The 18,663-nt window shown below is 62.9% G+C and carries 13 protein-coding genes and 3 pseudogenes; 7 read left to right on the top strand and 9 right to left on the bottom strand.

Features of this window, described 5'->3' with window-relative positions; genetic code table 11:
* Positions 1–9 precede the first annotated feature (9 nt).
* The 7 genes and pseudogenes from O1Q03_RS05855 to O1Q03_RS05830 form a co-directional block, all read right to left on the bottom strand.
* Entirely contained in the window at positions 10–2,094 is a 2,085-nt protein-coding gene (locus tag O1Q03_RS05855; RefSeq protein ID WP_269502148.1) for an acetate--CoA ligase family protein, read from the bottom strand.
* A gap of 43 nt (positions 2,095–2,137) precedes the next feature.
* A pseudogene (locus tag O1Q03_RS40110) lies at positions 2,138–2,563 on the bottom strand (acyl-CoA dehydrogenase family protein); the annotation flags it as partial.
* 660 nt (positions 2,564–3,223) lie between these two features.
* Positions 3,224–4,426: pseudogene (locus tag O1Q03_RS40105) on the bottom strand (acyl-CoA dehydrogenase family protein); the annotation flags it as partial.
* Positions 4,427–4,505: 79 nt separating this feature from the next.
* The gene (locus tag O1Q03_RS05845) at positions 4,506–5,279 is read right to left on the bottom strand and encodes an enoyl-CoA hydratase/isomerase family protein (protein ID WP_269502145.1); all 774 of its coding nucleotides are present in this window, start codon (positions 5,277–5,279) and stop codon (positions 4,506–4,508) included.
* A 45-nt stretch (positions 5,280–5,324) separates the two neighbouring features.
* Positions 5,325–6,167, bottom strand: coding sequence for an SDR family NAD(P)-dependent oxidoreductase (locus O1Q03_RS05840; RefSeq protein WP_269502144.1), 843 nt, complete (start codon positions 6,165–6,167; stop codon positions 5,325–5,327).
* A 32-nt stretch (positions 6,168–6,199) separates the two neighbouring features.
* A complete protein-coding gene (locus O1Q03_RS05835; RefSeq protein ID WP_269502363.1) occupies positions 6,200–7,411 on the bottom strand; it encodes an SDR family oxidoreductase in 1,212 nt (403 codons plus the stop codon).
* A 4-nt stretch (positions 7,412–7,415) separates the two neighbouring features.
* Complete coding sequence (locus O1Q03_RS05830) at positions 7,416–9,071, bottom strand: long-chain fatty acid--CoA ligase (protein WP_269502143.1); 1,656 nt, start codon at positions 9,069–9,071, stop codon at positions 7,416–7,418.
* Between the two features lie 432 nt (positions 9,072–9,503).
* Here O1Q03_RS05830 and O1Q03_RS05825 point away from each other — a divergent pair, with 432 nt between their 5' ends.
* The 7 genes from O1Q03_RS05825 to O1Q03_RS05795 all read left to right on the top strand — a co-directional run bounded on the left by O1Q03_RS05825 (position 9,504) and on the right by O1Q03_RS05795 (position 16,613).
* On the top strand, positions 9,504–10,565 hold the full coding sequence (locus O1Q03_RS05825; protein WP_269502141.1) for an LLM class flavin-dependent oxidoreductase: 1,062 nt from the start codon (positions 9,504–9,506) through the stop codon (positions 10,563–10,565).
* A gap of 287 nt (positions 10,566–10,852) precedes the next feature.
* Positions 10,853–12,043, top strand: a complete 1,191-nt coding sequence (locus tag O1Q03_RS05820; protein ID WP_269502140.1) for a porin — start codon at positions 10,853–10,855, stop codon at positions 12,041–12,043.
* 67 nt (positions 12,044–12,110) lie between these two features.
* Entirely contained in the window at positions 12,111–13,175 is a 1,065-nt protein-coding gene (locus O1Q03_RS05815; protein ID WP_269502138.1) for an alcohol dehydrogenase, read from the top strand.
* A gap of 125 nt (positions 13,176–13,300) precedes the next feature.
* Complete coding sequence (locus tag O1Q03_RS05810; RefSeq protein WP_269502137.1) at positions 13,301–14,515, top strand: CaiB/BaiF CoA transferase family protein; 1,215 nt, start codon at positions 13,301–13,303, stop codon at positions 14,513–14,515.
* A 331-nt stretch (positions 14,516–14,846) separates the two neighbouring features.
* Positions 14,847–15,635 carry a flavin reductase family protein gene (locus O1Q03_RS05805; RefSeq protein ID WP_269502136.1) on the top strand — a complete coding sequence of 263 codons (789 nt, stop codon included), beginning with the start codon at positions 14,847–14,849 and terminating at the stop codon, positions 15,633–15,635.
* Positions 15,636–15,647: 12 nt separating this feature from the next.
* The gene (locus O1Q03_RS05800; RefSeq protein ID WP_269502135.1) at positions 15,648–15,836 is read left to right on the top strand and encodes a hypothetical protein; all 189 of its coding nucleotides are present in this window, start codon (positions 15,648–15,650) and stop codon (positions 15,834–15,836) included.
* A gap of 36 nt (positions 15,837–15,872) precedes the next feature.
* Positions 15,873–16,613 (top strand): enoyl-CoA hydratase-related protein, encoded by a 741-nt coding sequence (locus O1Q03_RS05795; RefSeq protein ID WP_269502134.1) that lies wholly within the window; start codon positions 15,873–15,875, stop codon positions 16,611–16,613.
* Between the two features lie 140 nt (positions 16,614–16,753).
* Here O1Q03_RS05795 and O1Q03_RS05790 read toward each other — a convergent pair whose 3' ends face one another.
* The gene (locus O1Q03_RS05790; protein ID WP_269502132.1) at positions 16,754–17,080 is read right to left on the bottom strand and encodes a DUF4148 domain-containing protein; all 327 of its coding nucleotides are present in this window, start codon (positions 17,078–17,080) and stop codon (positions 16,754–16,756) included.
* 376 nt (positions 17,081–17,456) lie between these two features.
* A pseudogene (locus O1Q03_RS05785) lies at positions 17,457–17,927 on the bottom strand (PLP-dependent aminotransferase family protein); the annotation flags it as partial.
* Between the last annotated feature and the right edge of the window lie 736 nt (positions 17,928–18,663).

The following is an 18,663-nucleotide window of genomic DNA, read 5'->3' as shown; positions in this document are numbered from 1 at the left end:
TGCTTGCCGCTATTGCTTGATGATGACGGCGTCGAGCACGGCGGCGCCGGTCTCGCGCACGACCAGCGGATTGACGTCGACGCTGACGATCTCCGGATGATTCATCGCGAAATCCGACAGTTTGACCATGGCCGTGACCAGTGCATCCATGTCTTTGGGCGCGGCGCCACGCCAGCCCGTCAGGAGGGCCGTCGCCTTCACCCTGTCGAGCGCCTGGCGTGCGCGCGCAGGCGTGAGGGGGGCAGAGGCGAGCGATACGTCCTTGTACAACTCGGTATTGATGCCGCCCGCACCGACGAGAATCATCGGGCCGAAGGTCGCATCGTTGTTCACGCCGAGGATCATTTCGGTGCCGCCCACGATCATCGGGCACACCAGGATGCCGTCGATCCGCGCACCGGGTGCATGGGAGCGGACGCTGTCCAGGATCTGCCGGCAGGCCGCACGCACGCCGTCGGCATTCCTGACGTTGAGAGCCACGCCGCCCACTTCGGTCTTGTGCACGATTTGCGGACTCACGATCTTGAGCACCACCGGGTAGCCCATTGCGTCGGCGGCGGCCACTGCTGCATCGGCGTCGACGGCCAGCACGTCCCGCGGCACCGGCAGGCCGGCGTCGGCCAACGCTTCCTTGGCCAGCGCTTCCGTGTTCACATCGCCGAGCGCCCGCACCCGTTGGGTCGCATGGGCCGGCTCATAGAGGTTCGCCCAACGTGCGCGGATCGTTGCCGCGGCGCCCAGTGCGAGCGTGGCACGCGTTGCGTCGTTGAACACCGGAATGCCGATCTTTTCGAGTTCGCGGTCGACCTCGGGCACGGACAGCGTGACGATGACGACGTCGCGTTCGGGATGGGTTGCCTTGAGCTCGGCAAGCGGCCGCGCGTAATTGCTGTTGAACGACGCGGGAGCCAGACCCGCCGATGCCAGGTACGCGAGCGTCGTGCCGTAGCTGCTGCTCGACAGCATGAGGTCCAGCGCCCGGACCGTGCCGTTCCTGACCGATGTGATTTGAGCGGTGACGTCGAGCGGGTTGGCAGCGACCGCGAACGGAAGCAGCTCGAGCATGGCCGTCCTGGCGGCCTCGGGAAGCGCAGGCATCGTGAGGCCGGAATCGCCGCATGCGTCTGCGACCATCACGCCGATGCCGCCCGACGACGTGAGAACACCCAGTTCGTTGTTGACGGGCAGGTGGCCCATGGTCGAGATCAGGTATGCGACGTCCAGCATCTCTTCCTGCGAGCGGGCACGATACGCACCGCACTCCGCGAACACGGCGTCATAGGCCGCGTCGTTGCCGGCCAGCGAACCCGTGTGGGTTGCCGCAGCGGCGGCCCCGAGCTCGGAGCGGCCGACCTTCATGACGATCACCGGCTTTTGCGCGTTGGCCGCTTTCAGCAGCGCGCGCCGCAGTTTTTGACCGTCCTTTGCCGACTCGAGCGCGGCCAGGATGACGCGGGTACCGGGATCTTCGGCCAGGTAGTCGATGGCTTCCGCGACGTCGACGTCGGCTTCGTTGCCGGTCGCCACGATCTTGCTGAACCCCATGCCGCGCAGCGTGGCGGCACCGTAAAGCGCGGAGCCGAACGCGCCCGACTGCGTCGCCAGCGCGATGTTGCCGGCTTTCGGGCGCACGCCGTAGAGCACGACCGAGAAGGTCGAGAACAGGCGCGACTCGACGTTCAGCAGACCAAGCGAATTCGGGCCGATCATGCGCACGCCGGCGGCTTTGCAAATGGCGGCCATCCGGTCCTGAACGGCACGGCCTTGCGCGTCGATTTCGGCAAAGCCCGCGGTCAGCACGACCACCGACTTCACCCCCTTTTGGATCGCATCGCGCAAGGCGGATTCCACGCTGCCGGTCGGAACGACGATGATCGCCTGATCGGGAACCTCGGGGACGTCGAGGATCGACGGGTAGGCCGGTATCCCCTGGATTTCCGAGCCGCTGCGGTTGATCGGAAACAATGTGCCTTCATAGCCGGATTCGCGAAGGAATCGCAGCACGCGACCGCCGATGCGGTCCGGGTCCGACGAAGCACCGATAACGGCCACCGACTTGGCGTCGAACAGTGCGCTGAGAGTAGACGAGGTCATGGTATGCGAATGAGGTCGATGATTCCCGAGACGGGCAGCGGATTCACGCGTGTGCGACGAGCCAGTCGAGACATTGGCTACGGTTGCCGAACCGCTCCGCCGCAGTGCGCGACTGCATGCAGAGCTGGGTTGCCGGCATTTCCACCGTCATGCCCATGCCGCCGTGCATCTGGATCACGGCATGGCCGACTTCCTTGGCAACGCCCGCGCAGAACATCTTGGTCAGGATCACCAGGCGATCGATCGCGCAGTCGTCGCTGCCTTCGAAACCTTCGATCAGACGAGCGACTTGCCCCTTGATCCCCTCGTAGGCCACATAGCAGTCCACGACGTTGTGCCTGAGGACCTGGTGGACGGCCAGCGGCTTGCCGAACTGCACGCGGTCGTTCAGGTACTGGATCGTCTGTTCGACCTGGGCGCCGACCGCTCCGACGATCTGCACGCATGTCAGCAGTGCGCCCATCTGCAGCGCCTGGTTGACCGCGACGTTGGCTGCGGCGCCGGTCAGGACGATCTCGTCGTCGTTGACCTGGAGACCGTCGACGACGTAATCCGCAGTCACCGTACCGTCGATTCCGCCGGACAATCGCGCACGCTCGGCCACGCGCGCACGCTCGATGAGCACCAGCGCCTGACCGTGCGGAGTCGACGCGTTGAAGACGAGGTGCGTTGCCGGCTCGCTTTCGTTCGAACCGCGTATGGCGCCGCGCAGCACGTTGCCTTCGAGGCTGACCGTAGCGGCCTGCAGCGGGGTGCCCAGATGCGATTGCAGGACCGGCGACACGGATGCTTCGCCGCTCAGCAGTTGTTCGAGCACCGGCGGGACGATCGATGCGGCAGCCGCTGCTTCGAGGAGAACCGGCGCCACCGCACAACGCTCGACCAGCGGCGCGACGTTCGGATAACGCGAGGCCGCTTCGACGATGCCCGCGAGATCGGCGAGCGTCGCGCCGATGCCGCCGTTGTCTTCCGAGATCAGGATGGACTGCCAGCCCAGTTCGACCGCTTGCCGCCACTTGCCTGACGCGGTTCCTTCGACGGCGTTGCCCTTGTGCGTTTCGACGGCAGCGGCCAAACGGGCCGACGAGTCGAACATGTCGCCATGGAACATCGTGCTCACCGCATAGCCCGCGTCCATGATCGATTTGGCGATGATGTTCTTCTGGACTTCCGTCGAGCCGCCCGCGAGCGTACGGGAACGGTAGAACAGGTACGTATGGACGAAGTTGCGTTCGAGATTCAGCTCGTCTTCCGGTAATGTCAGCGGCAGCAGGCGCGCTGCGTATTCGGGACCGAGCACGTCCATCGCAATCGATGTCACTTCCTGGCTCTGTTTCGAGCACGCCATCTTCAGCGCCGACGACTTGGCCGACTGCAGCGTGCCTGCCATGTCTTCCCGGATCGCCGACAGCAGGATTTCGCGTGTCCCGTATGCACCGGCTTCGACTTCGAACAAGCGGTCGAGCGCCTTCAGCAACGACGGGCTCGCGCCTTTTTCGCTGATCTTGTTTCGAACCAGCTCGGTTACCTGCTGGACGTGACGAAGCAGGCGTGGCGTCAGCGCCGGGCTCAGGCGCTCGCGATCGAGCAGGAACTTGCCGTATGACCAGCCCTGGCCTTCGTCGCCGATGCGATTGAACACCGGTACCTTGACGTCCTTCAGGAACACTTCGTTGACGTGGTGCCACTGATCGATCGTATGAATCGGGCGGACTTCGATGCCCGGCGTATTCATCGGAATCAGCAGCAGCGTGATGCCTTCCTGACGCTTGCCTTCGTTGCTCGTTCGCACGAGCGTATACATGATGTCGGCTTCCTGAGCGTGCGAGGTCCAAATCTTCTGGCCGTTGACGATGTAATGCTCGCCGGCTTCGTCCAGAACCGCGGCGGTCTTGAGGGACGCGAGATCGGAGCCGGCACCGGGTTCCGAATAGCCTTGGCACCACCATTCCGAACCGTCGATGATCGGCGGCAGAAAGCGCGCTTTTTGCTCGTCCGTGCCGAACGCCTGGATGACGGGACCGATGTGGCCGATACCGTGGTGATACAGTTGCGGGCAGTCCATCTCCGCCGTCACTTCTTCGAAGATCACGCGCTGCATCACGTCCCAGCCCGGTCCGCCGAATTCCCTGGCCCAGCCGGGCGCCGAATAGCCAAGCCCGCCCTTGGCCATCGCCGCCGTGTATCGGCTCAGCAGCTCGCGGCCCAGCTTCTTGTTTGCGCGCGTGGCAGCCCGCACTTCGGCGGGCACGTTGGCTTCAATATAGTCAGCGATTTTTTTGCGAAACGCTGCATAAAACGCTTCATCCTTCACCTGATCGACTTCGCTCATGATTGGCTCGATGTAATCCGATAGTGCGGCTATACCGGACGAGGGCGCCGCCGCATATTCTTTCAAGCTGCCCGCTCGATCAGCGGCCCACATACACGGGCGCGCGCTTCTCGATGAAGGCGCGCTGCGCTTCCTTCGAGTCTTCCGTCTTCGACAGGAATTCGGTGTTGCCCTGTTCGTAGCGATAGGCTTCACGCAGCGGCATGTTCTCGGTCAGGCGGGCCGCTTCCTTCGCGAGGCGCAACGCGATCGGCGACTTCGACGCAATTTCCGTCGCGATTTCCATCGCGAACGGCATCAGTTCTTCTTTCTTCGTGCATGCTTCCACGAGGCCGAGGCGATACAGCTCGCGTCCCGTGACTTTCATGCCGGTGTAGAACATGCGTCGAGCCCGCGACTGACCGAAGATGCGATTCAGGAACGACACGCCGCCGGCGAGGCCGACGTTGATCTCGGGCATCGACACGTAAGCCTCTTCCGAGGCCACCCAGATGTCCGAGTTCATGACGATGCCGAAGCCGGCGCCCATGGCCGCGCCGTTGATCGCGGCAATGATCGGCTTCGGGCATTCGCGGATCGCGTACGCCGATTCGCGGACGATACGGTGATGTTTCGGAAACGCGCCCGGCTGCGACAGATCCTTGCGGTCGTTGAGGTCGGCGCCGGCCGAAAAAGCGGAACCCGCACCCGTCACGATGATGACCGACACGTCGTCGCGCGCGCCGAGCACATCGAAACAGTCGATGATTTCATGCCGCATTTCCGCGTTCTGCGCGTTGCGCTTTTCCGGTCGGTTGAGCGTAACGACGGCGATCTTGTTCTTGATCTCGACCAGCAGGGTATTGAATTCCATTTTGTGATTTCCTCTATTAATCTCGAGTGGTGCCTGTACAGCCGATCAGACGCGCGGAATGTTCGCCATGACAACCTGGCTCAAACCGCCGTCGATCAGCAGATCTTCGCCATTGACGTAGCCCGATCGGTCGCTGGACAAGAAAAGGATCGCTTCCGCCATGTCCCGCGGGGTTGCAATCCGGCCGCTGGGTACAGCCTTGTTGCGCGCCTGAAGACGGCCTTCGTCCCGGTAATAGGCCTCGCTCATCGGGGTACGCACCAATCCGGGGCTGATGCAATTGCTGCGAATGCCGAAGGGCGCGAGTTCCAGGCAAAGTTGCCTGGAGAGCATCAGGACGCCAGCCTTGCTCACGCTGTAGGCAATACCGTTCGGTATTGCAATGTCACCGCCAATCGACGCGACGTGCACCATGGTTCCGCCGTGCTCTGCGTCGCGCATCTGGGCGCCGAATGCCTGGGCGCACAGGAATGCACCGGTCAGATTGATCGACAGCAGACGATTCCATTCATCGACCGATGCATCCAGCAGCGCGGTGCGGCCGCCCCCGCCGATACCGGCGTTGTTGACCAGCACGTGCGCGGCGCCGAGCTCGCGCAACACCGTCTTGGCGGCGAGCGCCACGGAGCCGGCGTCGGATACGTCACAGCCGATCGCGATGGCGGTGCCGCCCGCCAGCCGAACCTCGTTGATGACGTCGGCGCAGAGCGCTTCGGTTCGATCGACGACTGCGACTTTCGCGCCAGCCGCCGCCATTTGCCGGACCGTTTCCGATCCGATACCGCGGGCGCCGCCCGTCACGACGCAAGTGCGTTCGGCCAGGCCCAGCCATGACATGGTGTTTTCAATGTCGCGCCCGGTCCGCTGTTGCTCGATTGACTGCGCCATCCGTGTCTCCGTTCGTTATCGGTATGCGTCGTTCAGCGGGCGAGCGTCCACGACTGGCCGGTCAGAAATTGCGCTGCCGCGCCGGCCATGTAGCGGGTGATCGACCGCACCTCGTCGACCGACGTATGCGCGTGGACTTCGAGCGCGTTGATGCGCAGACCCTTCGCGCCCCATTCGCACGCCTGTGTCGCGACGAACATGCGTGCGGCTGCGTCGTCGCCGCAGGTGCGCCAGTCCGTGGACCGCGTGGGGAGGAAAAGCGTGAGGCTCGCGCTATGCGTATGCGAACGAGCGAAGCGCGTTGCCGCTTCATGCGCTGCGTTCAGACGCCCGCCATCGGGCGCGTTCAGCACGGACGCGTCGATTACCGCGGCGTATCCGGCATTCCGGTTACTCGTCTGCAGCGACATCCAGTTCCGCGTGGCGTCCGAGGACGCCCCCACGACCGCGATGGCCGTATCGGTGTCGGTGGGCAGCACGTCGTATTCGGCCGGCGCGCACGGGGCCGAGCCCCCGTAGACCGAAGCCGCGCCGTCCACCGACAGCGCGGACCCCGATAACGGGCGAGCGCCTTCGCTGCCAAGGAAGAACAGTGCCTCGGCGAGTTCGGCCGGTTCCGCAATCCGACCGAGCGGCGTTTTCCCCGCTGCGCGAACCGGATCGAGCCGACCCGATTCGATCAGGCGGCGCACGATTTCCGTGCGTACGAAGCCGGGGCACAGGGCTGTCACGCCAAGATCCGGGTACGCAACGGCCAACGCCTTCGTGAACGCGATCACGCCGGCTTTGGTGGGCGAGTACGCGCCACGCAACGGAATGGCATGCAGTCCGGCGCCCGACGCGACATTGACGACGCGGGCATGCGGTTTGAGCATCGTTTCCAGTGTCTGGAATATCAGGCGAGGCGCGTCGAGATTCAGGCGAACGAGCGGCGCGAATTGCTGTTGCGTCATGGCCGTGAGTGGCAATTGCGTGCTGTCCGACATGCCTGCATTGTTGATCAGCGCATCGAGATGCGGCATATCGGCGGCCAGCGCCGCAATCTCCGCCGGTTCCATCAGGTCGACCACGCGAATCAGGTGCGGCTCGCCGGCCAGCGGCATAGTCTCCAGCAGGCGCTGCAGTGCGTCGGCCTGGTGATCCACCAGCACGCAGCGCCAGCCGGCCTGGGCGAAGCGCATGGCGCTCGCATGGCCGATTCCTGATGCGGACCCGGTGATAAGCACCGTTTTTTCGGATTGCATAGGTTTATCCCCGGGCGTGGTCGATATCGGTCGAGAACCAGAAGCCCTCGAACTGTTTGCGCAGCGCAACCTTGTACAGCTTGCCGGTCGCGGTATGAGGGAGGGCGTCCACGAACACCACGTCGTCGGGAAGCCACCACTTGGCAACGTGACCGCGCATGTGATCCAGGATGTCCTGCGCCGTCGCCTCCATCCCGCGGTGCCTTACTGCGACGAGCAGTGGGCGCTCCTGCCAGTGCGGGTGGGGCAGGCCGACGACCGCCGCCTCGGCAATCGCGGGATGGCTGAGGGCCGCGCTTTCGAGGTCCAGCGACGAAATCCATTCGCCGCCCGACTTGATCATGTCCTTCACGCGATCGGTGATCTTGAGAAAGCCGTCCGCATTCAACGTCGCCATATCGCCGGTGGCGAACCAGCCATTCGAGTCCCAACCGTCGTGCTCGTGCTTGTAATAGGCGCGGGAAATCCACGCGCCGCGCACTTTCAGCTGTCCGGTGGTCTGCCCGTCCCGCGCAAGCGGATTGCCCGCGTCGTCGAAGATCGCGATTTCGGTACCGGGCAGCGGACGACCGGCCAGCATCTGGAGCTCGATGCGCTCGTCACGCGTCAAATGGGCGTGCTTGGCAAGCGGCACGTTGACGGTTACGACGGGACTTGTTTCGGTCATTCCCCACGCCTGATGCAAATACGCGCCGAAATACTGCTCGAGCTGCTCGATCACGCGGCGCGGGGCGGCCGACCCGCCCGAGAGTGCGCGCGTCATGACGATGTCGCGGCGGCGCCGTTCCGGCTCCACGTTACGCGCATGGTCGAGCAGCGACATCCAGACGGTCGGCACGCCGCAAGATACCGAGCACTTCTCGTCGCGGAGCATCGCGTACACGTTTTCGCCGGACAGCTGCGAGCCCGGCAGAACGAGCTTGGCACCGGCCATTGCGGACGAATGCGGGATTCCCCATCCGTTCACATGAAACATCGGCACGATCAGGAGGATGCTGTCGCGCGCGCTGATCGCGAAACTGTCGGCCATGCAGGTGGACATCGCATGCAGTACCGTTGAACGGTGGCTGTACAGGACGCCTTTCGGATTGCCGGTCGTGCCCGACGTGAAGCACATGGACGACGCGCTGTTTTCGTCGAGGCGCGGCCACGGATATGCGTCGGTGCACGCCGCGATCAGCGATTCATAGCAGCCGAGGCCGGGAACGGTCAGCTCGGGCATCTGATCGGCGTCGCACAGTGCGATGAAGCCTTTGACGCCCGGACACCGCGGCGCAATCTCTTCGACCAGCGCGGCCAGGTTCACGTCGAAGAACACATGCGTGCTCTCGGAGTGGTTCAGGATATAGACGATCTGCTCGGCGAACAGGCGCGGATTGACGGTGGTCAGGACCGCGCCGGTGCCGGACACCCCGTAATAGAGTTCAAGGTGACGGTGTGTATTCCACGCCAGGGTCGCGACACGCTGACCGGCGCTCACACCGAGAGACTGGAGCAGATTTGCAACCTGCTTCGAGCGGCCGAGCGCCGCGGACCAGCTGTAGCGGTGAATCTTGCCGTTGCCCAGGTGGGACACGATTTCCCGATCGCCGTGGTAGTTGGCCGCATGCTCGATCAGATCGGAGATCAGCAGTTGCCGTTGTTGCATCAGTCCGTTCATCGTCGTCCTGTTTTATCGGTCCAGAGTCTCACTCCATGAACCCGTTTGCCGATTCGGGCGAACGGAGCCCCGAGGCAGGCGCGCCACGCATGTCGTACGAATCACGACAACATCGATTCGTCATGCTGACGGTCTCCACCAACATTCCGTCCCGTGAGTCGTATCGGATCATGCCTGCGAACCTGCCGCGCGCGGCACGCGCATCGACATGAATCACAGGGTTAATACCGATTCCGGGCGCTGGAATATCCTCGAAAGGCTGGGGCTAATGTACTACACGGAATGATCGAAAACGGGCGCGTATTTGTGTCGAATTCGCAATACAGAACGAGAAATCGTGTGGGTTGTGCGATGGATGACGGGCTGCTCATAATCCGCTTCAGCTTGAGATCCAGCCAGTAAGCCATTCACCACTACAACGGAGATGCCGCCATGGAATTCGGCGTATTTTTACTTGCGCAGCAGCGCAGCTACGCTCAGACATCCCGGAGCGTGATCCACAACACCATCGAGCAAACGGTCGTGGCCGAGCAGGCCGGCTTCGATGCCGCGTGGTACGCCGAGCACCATTTCAACAACTACTCGCTGTCGCCGTCGCCGTTGATGACGATTGCGCATGCCGCGGCCAGGACGACGAAGATTCGCCTTGGCTCGGCAGTGTGCATTCTTCCGCTCTACCATCCGGCACGCCTGCTGACCGAGATCGGCCTCGCCGATACGCTGTCCGAAGGACGCCTCGAGCTGGGGATCGGCTCGGGCTACCAGCAATTCGAATTCGAGCGATTCGGATGCAACCTCGCCAACAGCGGCGAGATCTTTCACGAGATATGGGACATTCTCAACAAGGGACTCAACGAGAAGGTCTTCGAGTACAAGGGCAAGCACTTCGACATGCTGCCCACGTCGGTTGCGGTCCGTACGGTTCAGAAGAAGGTGCCGCTGTGGATCACGTCGATGAACCCGGGCACGCTGGGTCGCGCATTCAACGAAAACGTGAACCTGTTCACTACCGTTCTGCACGGCGGCAACGACGCGCTGCGCGGTCTGCGCAGCCGGCTGGAAGGGCTGGCCGGCGAGATGGGCAAGGATCTGGGCCAGACCAGGATCGGGTTTCTACGGTGTGGCTTTGCATCGGACAGCAAGGCGGAAATCGATGCGTATCTGGATTCGGCGCGCTGGGCGCGCCGTATCTCGGAGGCGCTGAAGGATCGTCGGATGGATGTGGACGACGGTTACCTGATGAAGGAGACGCCTTGCGCGGCCGACATGACGCTCGATCAGTTGCGCCAGAACTTGCCGGTCGGCTCCGTCAACCAGGTGATCGACAAGCTCCTTGCCGAAATCGAAATCCTGAGGCCGAACCATATCGCACTTCAAACGCAGCTCGGCGATTGCGACCAGAAGACGATGCTCCGGCAGATCGAGCTCTGGGGCGACAGGATCATCCCGGCCGTGCGCAAGGAACTGGCTCGCAACAGCGAGCTCGCCGCTTGAACGACCGAATACGAAGACGACGGCAATTGCGTCCGCAATTGAACGTCAGTGGTGCGATTACGCGCGATTGCGCGGTCGCACTTCCGGCCATTCGCGCCGTGATGCAGCGAGTGGAGCAACCGCGCGAATCGTCGTCACCGGCATCAGATGCGGGTACGCGCTGTTTGGCTGTGTTGTGCTGTTGTGCGGAAATTGAAATAGCGTTTTTTCGATTTCTTTTCACTTCGCGGACGGATACGAGACGTGTCCGATCACGCAATTAATAGAAAAAAATTGGAGACACTGCAATGAAAAAGACTTTCGCGGGTGCTGCGTTGGCGATGTTCACAGTTGCAGCACACGCACAGAGCTCGGTCATGATATATGGCATTCTCGATCAGGCCGTGACGTACACGAACAACACCGGCACGACCAATGCAAACGGCACCGTGACGCCGGCCGGCTCGAAATTCGCGTTGGATTCGCTGTCGGGGACGGCCGGCTCGCGCTGGGGTATCCGCGGTGACGAAGACCTCGGTGGCGGTCTCCACACGATCTTTACGCTGGAATCGGGTATCAATATCCCGACCGGTGGCTTCGGTCAAGGCGGCCTGATGTGGGGCCGGCAGATCTTCGTCGGCTTGCGGAGCGCGCAATACGGTCAAGTGACGCTGGGCCGCCAGTACGACTCCGTCTACAACTTCACGATGGCGCTCGATGCAGGTTCGCTGAATTCTAACGGCGCTTCGATGCACGCAGGCGATCTCGACAACGCGGCGATCAATCTGCGCGAAAACAATTCGATTCGCTATCTAAGCCCGAACATCAAGGGCCTGACATTCGGCGGCGGCCTTGCGCTCGGTGGTGTCGCCGGTGACGTCACCAACGGCCTCCAATACAACTTCGGTGCGCAATACGATACGGGCGTTGGCCTGAAGGTCGGCGCGGCTTACGAGTTCTTCAAGAATCCTACCGGCAGTACGAGCGGAACCGGATGGTTCACGTCGAACGGATCGGGCACGCTGCTGAGCCATCAACTGGACGCCGGCTACGTCAGCGCGCGGTCGTACCAGATCGCGATGGTGGCCGCGCAATACACGAAGGGCGCGTGGACCTTCGCGGGTTCGTGGTCGAACGCCGAATTCGGCAATATGACGAGTTTCAACGGCGTGGCGGTCAAGTTCAATACGTTCGATCTGGGCGTCCAGTACATGTGGTCGCCCATGTTCTCGACGTCCGTCGGCTGGAACTACCAGACGTCGGCTGGCGTGACGCGACCGGACGGCACGAAGGTCGGCAACCAGCACTCGAACCAGTTTTACGGGCTTGCGTGGTACAGCCTGTCCAAGCGGACGGGGCTGTATGCCGCAGTGGGCTATCAGGATGCGCGGGGCGTCAATTCGCAGGGCGGTCGCGCCGTTGCCGACATCGACAATATCGTGGATAGCGCGACCGGCAAACAGGTGGTCGCGCGCATCGGCCTGCGTCAAAGTTTCTGAGCCTGGTATTCCAGTCGCGTGATGGCGCAAGACGTCGCAGCGCAAACGGTAATGGAGGAGCAGTGCAATGTTTAGCTACGACGTCATCGAACACGGCAAGCCATTGCAGGTAAAACTGCGCGAGACCCCGGTGCCGAAGGGCCGGGAAGTGCTGATCAAGGTGACCCATGCGGGGCTGTGCCACTCGGATATTCACCTGTGGGAAGGCTACTTCGACATGGGTGGCGGCAAGAAGGCGATGCTGAGCGAACGCGGCTTGCGGCCGCCGCTGACGCTCGGCCACGAGCCGCTCGGTACGATCGTCGCGTGCGGCGAAGACGTGATCGAGGCCGCTGTCGGTCAGAAGAAGCTGGTGTTTCCGTGGATCGGATGCGGGACGTGCCGCGCATGCGAAATCGGTCGTGCAAACCTCTGCGCGAAGCCGCTCAATATCGGCATCGCGACGCCGGGCGCGTTTGCGTCGCATCTGCTGGTTCCCGACGAAACGTATCTCGTCGATGTCGACGGGCTGGACGACGCGTTTGCGGCAACGCTGGCTTGCTCGGGGCTGACGTCGTATGCGGCAGTGGCCAAGCTGCCGCCGACCCATGCCGGCGACTGGGTTGCCGTGATCGGCTGCGGCGGCGTGGGGATGTCCGCGATCTCGATCCTGCGCGCGCGTGGTGTCGGGAACGTGATCGCGTGCGACGTCGACGAAGACAAGCTTGCCGCCGCGCGAGCACTCGGCGCCACGAAGACGCTGCGTTCGAGTCACGACCGGGCGGGCGCGGAGCTGCTGGCGTTGACCGGAGGGCGACTGGCCGGCGCGATCGATTTCGTCGGCATGCCCGCGACTTTCGCGTTGGCGAACATCGCGCTGTGCAAGGGCGGCATGTACGTGATCGTCGGACTGCATGGAGGCGAACTGTCCATGCCGATGCCGCCGATCGCTCAGCGGTCGCTGGCCATTGTCGGCTCGTTCGTCGGCACGCTCGCGGACCTGAAAGAGGTGGTTCGGCTCGCGAAAAGCGGCCAGCTGCTTGCGCCGCCGCTGCGTATGCGCAGTGCGAATGAAATCAACGACGCATTCGAAGATCTGAGCAGCGGCCGCGTGCTGGGACGCACGGTGCTCGATTTTTCCGATATTGAATAAACAGCGGTGTAAACGGCTGCGAATGGTGTTCGGGCAGTCGAGCACGTTCGCGAGCCGAATGGACGAAACGCCAGCCGCATGCCGGAGTCCGCTTTGTGTGGCGTAATGCATCGAGGAACAATCCGATGGCTTCAGAAAACAGCGCACTGCCGCTTGCCGGCGTACGCGTACTCGATCTCTCGCGCGTGCTGGCCGGGCCGTGGTGCGCGATGGTGCTCGGCGACCTGGGCGCCGAGGTCATCAAGGTCGAGCATCCCGGTCGCGGCGACGACACACGCGATTGGGGCCGGCGCATCGGCCGCACGGAAACGGCCTATTTCAATAGCGTGAATCGCAACAAGCGCTCGCTCACGCTCGACCTGCAAACCCCGGAGGGACAGCAGATCGCTCGCGACATCGCGAAGACATCCGATGTCGTCATTCAGAATTTCAAGTTCGGCGGCGCGGAAAAGCTCGGCCTCGGCTACGAGCAATTGAAGCGCGAAAACAGCAAGCTCGTTTACTGCTCGATTTCCGGTTACGATCGCGCCGGCCCGGAGGCCGCTCGCCCCGGCTACGATTTGCTCGTGCAGGGCGAGGCCGGATTGATGGCGTTGAATGGCGAAGCCGAACGGCCGCCGCTCAAGTTCGGCGTTGCGGCCGTCGACCTGTTTACCGGCATGTATTCGGCGCAGGCGGTTCTCGCCGCGCTCTACGAACGCGAACGCACCGACTGCGGGCGTCACATCGAAATGGCGCTGTTCGACTGCGGGCTCATGATCACGGCCTACTACGGACTCGAGGCGCTTGTGGCCGGCGAGGATCCGCCGCGTTTCGGCAACGAGCATCCGTCGATCGTGCCGTATGGCGTATTCGACGCCGAAGACGGCCCGGTAGTGGTCGCGGTGGGCAATAACGGTCAGTACGAACGCTTTTGCCGTGAAGTGCTGCTGCGCCCGGAACTTGCCGACGACGCGCGCTTCAAGACCAATATCCTGCGCTCGCGGAATCGCGCTGTGTTGCTGCCCGAAGTCCGCCGCGCCATTGCGGGCGAGAAGCGCGCTGCGCTGCTCGCCAAGCTCGCGGGCGCGGGCATTCCATGCGGCGAGGTGGCGGGGCTGCGCGAAGCGCTGCTGTCGGAGCGCGCGACGCAAGCGGGGCTCCTGACCATGCAACCTCACCCACATACGGAATCCGGCACGACGCCCGTGCTTGCGCCGCCGTGGCGCTTCGATGGCGAGCGCATGCCGGTGCGACGTGCGCCGCCGCAACTGGGCGAGGGTACGCGCGACGTGCTGCAACACGTGCTCGGCTACAGCGCCGAGCGTATTGCCGAGCTGGCCGAGCGGGGCGTGGTGTGAGCGCGAGCCGCGTGTCGAGGGATGACGCGCCGTCGACGTGCGGTGACGACGCATCGGCGGTACAAGGCGCATCGACGCCGGCCCTCGGGCCATCGGGCTATCGCGTTATCGACGCCCGATTGATCCGGGTACGGGCGGGAAGAGAAGAATTGAAGCGTATTGATGTCGATTTCCTAATACAGAACGCGAGTTTTTTGAATTGAGCCGGATCTTCCGGACGGCTTAGAATCGATTCAACAACAATCGCACTCGCGTCGTCGGTCTCCATACATGGATCGAAATGCGAGTGGCGGTTCGGTTAATCGATAAGCGAGCAATACGGAGACTTGCAATGCGTCTGCATATGACCAACAGTGGTGCGATTACGCTGATTGCGCCTTCGCACTTCCAGCAGTTCGAGATCCTGGTGGACGAGCAGCCGAGCGCGCTGCTCGATCGCGCGATCGCGCGAGTCGGCCAGCGTGCCGATGAAGAACACGTCTGGGTCAATCCCCAAGTCATTCGATTCCTGTCCGGCAAGGCGGGGGATGCGGACTGGGAAGCCGGTTTCGGCGCGATGGTGGGCTTCGCCCGGAAATACAACTGGGTCAACGAGGCCGGTCTGATTCGCGCACACATTGTGCGCAACGAGTGCTCGGGCGGCAGTTCGGTCGAGGACTTCAAGGCCGCGATGCGCATGCTCGCGGCCGGCGTGTCCGCGATCACGACCGGAGACGTCGCCAATCCGAGCGGGATGGTGGTCTCCAGCCTGACGGCGATTTCGGCCGAGCCGCCGCTGGTGGGCTTCTTCGTGCACCGCGACTCCTCGATGCTCGAGCCGTTGAGAACCCACGGCAAATTCGTCGCCAATATCCTGGGCCACGCTCACCAGGACGTCGTGACGAAATTCATGAAGGAGCCGCAGGGCTGCCCGCGCTTTGCCAGGGGGCAGTGGAACGCGGGACTGGACGGCCTGCCGATCCTGGTGGACGCACTGGCCAACGTCGAGTGCGACGTCATCCATACCACGACCCTCGGCACGCACGAGATGTTCGTCGGCAAGATCAGCAAGACGACCACCGGCGACGCAGGCTCGCCGATGGTGAACTTCAACGCGGGAATTCGTGCGCTGGCGCAGTAAGCGGAGGTCAGGATGCCGGCATACGAACTGACCGTCAACGCGGCGCGGCAATGGACGAACCCGATCTCCGCAGGTTTTCGGGCGGCGGCCGTACCTGCATCAGGGAATCCGCGAGATTACGGAATCGATCTGGCCGGCTATTGCGGTGACGACGTAACGGAACCGGTGAATTTCCAGGTGCAACGCAGCCGCGATTCATGAAGCGCCTTTTCTTCTCAAATTACCAGGATGCCGGCAGTGGATCTCCCCATTCTCTATGTTGTGTCCAAGGGTGTGGCTGAAATCGAAATCAACCGACGCGAGCGCAGGAATGCGCTCGACGACAACGCCTATACGATGCTTCGCGAGGCATTTTCCGATGCCGAAAACGACCCTGACGTCCGCGTTCTTCTCATTCGCGGCCAGACCGATATGTTTACGGCCGGGAAAGATCTGAAGTCGGAATCCGTCGCCCATGAAGGCTATCGCCCGGTCTTGACCTTCATGGATACGGTCAATGCGCTGACTAAACCGCTGATCGCTGCTGTCGCGGGACCGGCAATGGGGATCGGGACGACGCTGCTGTATCACTGCGACGTCGTGTACGCGGCCTCCAATGCGATATTCGGCATGCCGTTTACCAAAATCGGCGTGAGTCCTGAATTCGGGTCGAGCCGACTGGCACCGATGACAGCCGGCTACCGGCTGGCCGCGGAAGCGATGCTGTTTGCCGAAGCATTCGACGCCGACCATGCGCTGCGCACCGGCCTCGTCAATCGCGTGCTCGCGCCTGAAAAGCTGTTCGCGTATGCCCGCGAACGCGCAGAGAAACTGGCGACGATGCCCGGCGCGGCGGTTGTCAAGACCAAGGCGCTGCTCAAGAGCCACGCGTTTGCGGGCATGAATGCGTTGTTCAGATCCGAACTCTACGAATTCGAAACGCTGCTCGACTCGGCTGAATCGAAGGCGATCGTTGCCGGCTTCGGCACGAAGCATTGACGAAGCCTGTCAGCCGTCATCCGGTGCTACCGTCGAGACGGAACCCGGCGATGAACGACGCGCCGGCGCGACACGCCGTCGTGCCGGCAATTCGCGTAGCGGTGTGTCGGTGAATGCCGGCTTATGGCGCGCATCGACGCTCAATAAGCTGACGGATTGGCCGTCGTGATCGTGCTTGCAATGTTGCAACGCCGTGCCCATTCAGCATCGTTTCCGCCTTGGGCCTGCAGTTTCTGCTTGCAGGCCAGACGTCGTTGCGCTTCGATAAGATCGTTCGGGTAGAGCGCGTTGCCGGTGATCTCGGGACGATAGCCGACCGCATTCAGATCGATCACCTGCTGTCGGACTTCGGTGCGCGTCAGCGGTGGAGAGGCGTCCGCATGGTTGGGTGACGATTGCGCACACGTTACGGCGCTGGCGAGCAGCATGCCGACGCCAGCGAGCGTGATGCCGCGTTGCAGATTCATATCCCCTCCGTCGACGTGGGTCATGTTTGACAACGGGACTGCCGAAGGCTGTCTAAGAAGCGTTGCGAAATCACGGATTAGTCTGTTAACTAAGTATAGATCCCTATTCCCGATGGGCAAAGTGGGCGGGTTCAACGGGTTGCTGTCTCCCCTTCGCCTGAAAGCCGAAGAGCGTCTCGGGCATTGGTTGTGTGGACTCGGAGCGGAGGGCGGGACGCAAGACGCAAAATCGACGACTGACGCACGTACTATAACGAGACGCGCCCTCACGGCTCGCGATCGGGTTCGTGTCGAAATCGCTCGTGGCCGTGAGGGCAGCTTCGTGCCGATCCTGATAGCGGTGTCAAGTTTATTTGGGTCCGCGGCTACCCAGCCGCTACATCGCCGCGCCATAAAGATGATGCGCGTCGGTCAGTGCCTCCGCGACGAGTTCCAGGCCGTCCTGGCACTGTTCCCGATCCTGCGGCCCGCGGAGGCAGATGCGAATCGCCGCTGGCGGGTCGCCGTCCGTCGAAAATGCCGCGCTTGCCACGGCGGCGACGCTTCGACTCCGCAGATGCTGCGCCAGGTCCGGTGCGGTCCATAGGCACTCGCGCGGAATCGGCAGCCAGAGATGGAAACCGTCGGGGTGGGCATCGAAAGGCCATGCGCGGAGAATCCGGCCCGCGATCGCCTGCCGTGCATGCGCCTCCGATCGAATCGTGGCCAGCATTTCACTCGCGGTGCCGTCGTTGATCCATTGGGTCGACAGCAGCATCGTGAAGGGGCTCGGCATCACGGTCGTGGCGCGAAATGCGCTGGCGATCCGCTGCGCTTCACGCACCGTCGGCGCGAGCAGGTAAGCGATCGCCGGAACGGCTGATCACCATCAACGAAATCCGCACCCTGGCGGCATGCTTGCGCCGCAGCTGCACCAAGCGCGTGGCTCGCCAGCGCCGACCGGCGACATCGAGAAAGTGGTAAGCTTAGCAAACAAAAACGCCGCCGTGACGGGGGCTTCACTAAAGTTGCGCACGCAACTAATGTGACATAATTGTATCTGACGCATTTTTTAATGCGTCACGGCCGCATGCGGGACTCTTGATCCGTCGATCGACACGTGGGCGGCCACGCGCGCATTTGACCTGTGGCGTCAAAACGGGACAAGCGCGAACGCGCCTGAACGTTAGCCGAGCCCAACAGCGCCTCTTGTGACGGGGCTGTGTTGCCGTCAGCCGGTTCCGTACGACTCGTCCGGCTACCGGGCCGGGAGGGGAAGGTTCTGGCGGCCGGCCCGGCGGACGGTCGGTGCCCCGTCCGCGCGCGCGGCACGGGAGCGGTTTTCATGGGAACAGTTTAGGTCGCGCAAAGGGCGCATGCGATAAGGGTATTTATCGCAAGCGGCTCGTGAGCGCATCCACCACGGGGCGGTCGCCCCCGGAACACGACGATTTGCCGGTCGAGGACCGGATTGCTATGGCTGTCGACGCCATGCCCGACCGCGATCGGTGGTAACAAAAGTTCATCCGCAGATTTACGGGGTACGCGGGCCATGCCGTCCGCTTTCAACCCCTTCCGGTCATCGGATCGTCCAGCGCTGGATG

Origin of the sequence: Burkholderia sp. IMCC1007, assembly GCF_027257875.1 — a bacterium.
Taxonomy (GTDB): domain Bacteria; phylum Pseudomonadota; class Gammaproteobacteria; order Burkholderiales; family Burkholderiaceae; genus Burkholderia.
This window is presented reverse-complemented; position numbering and strand designations above follow the sequence as displayed.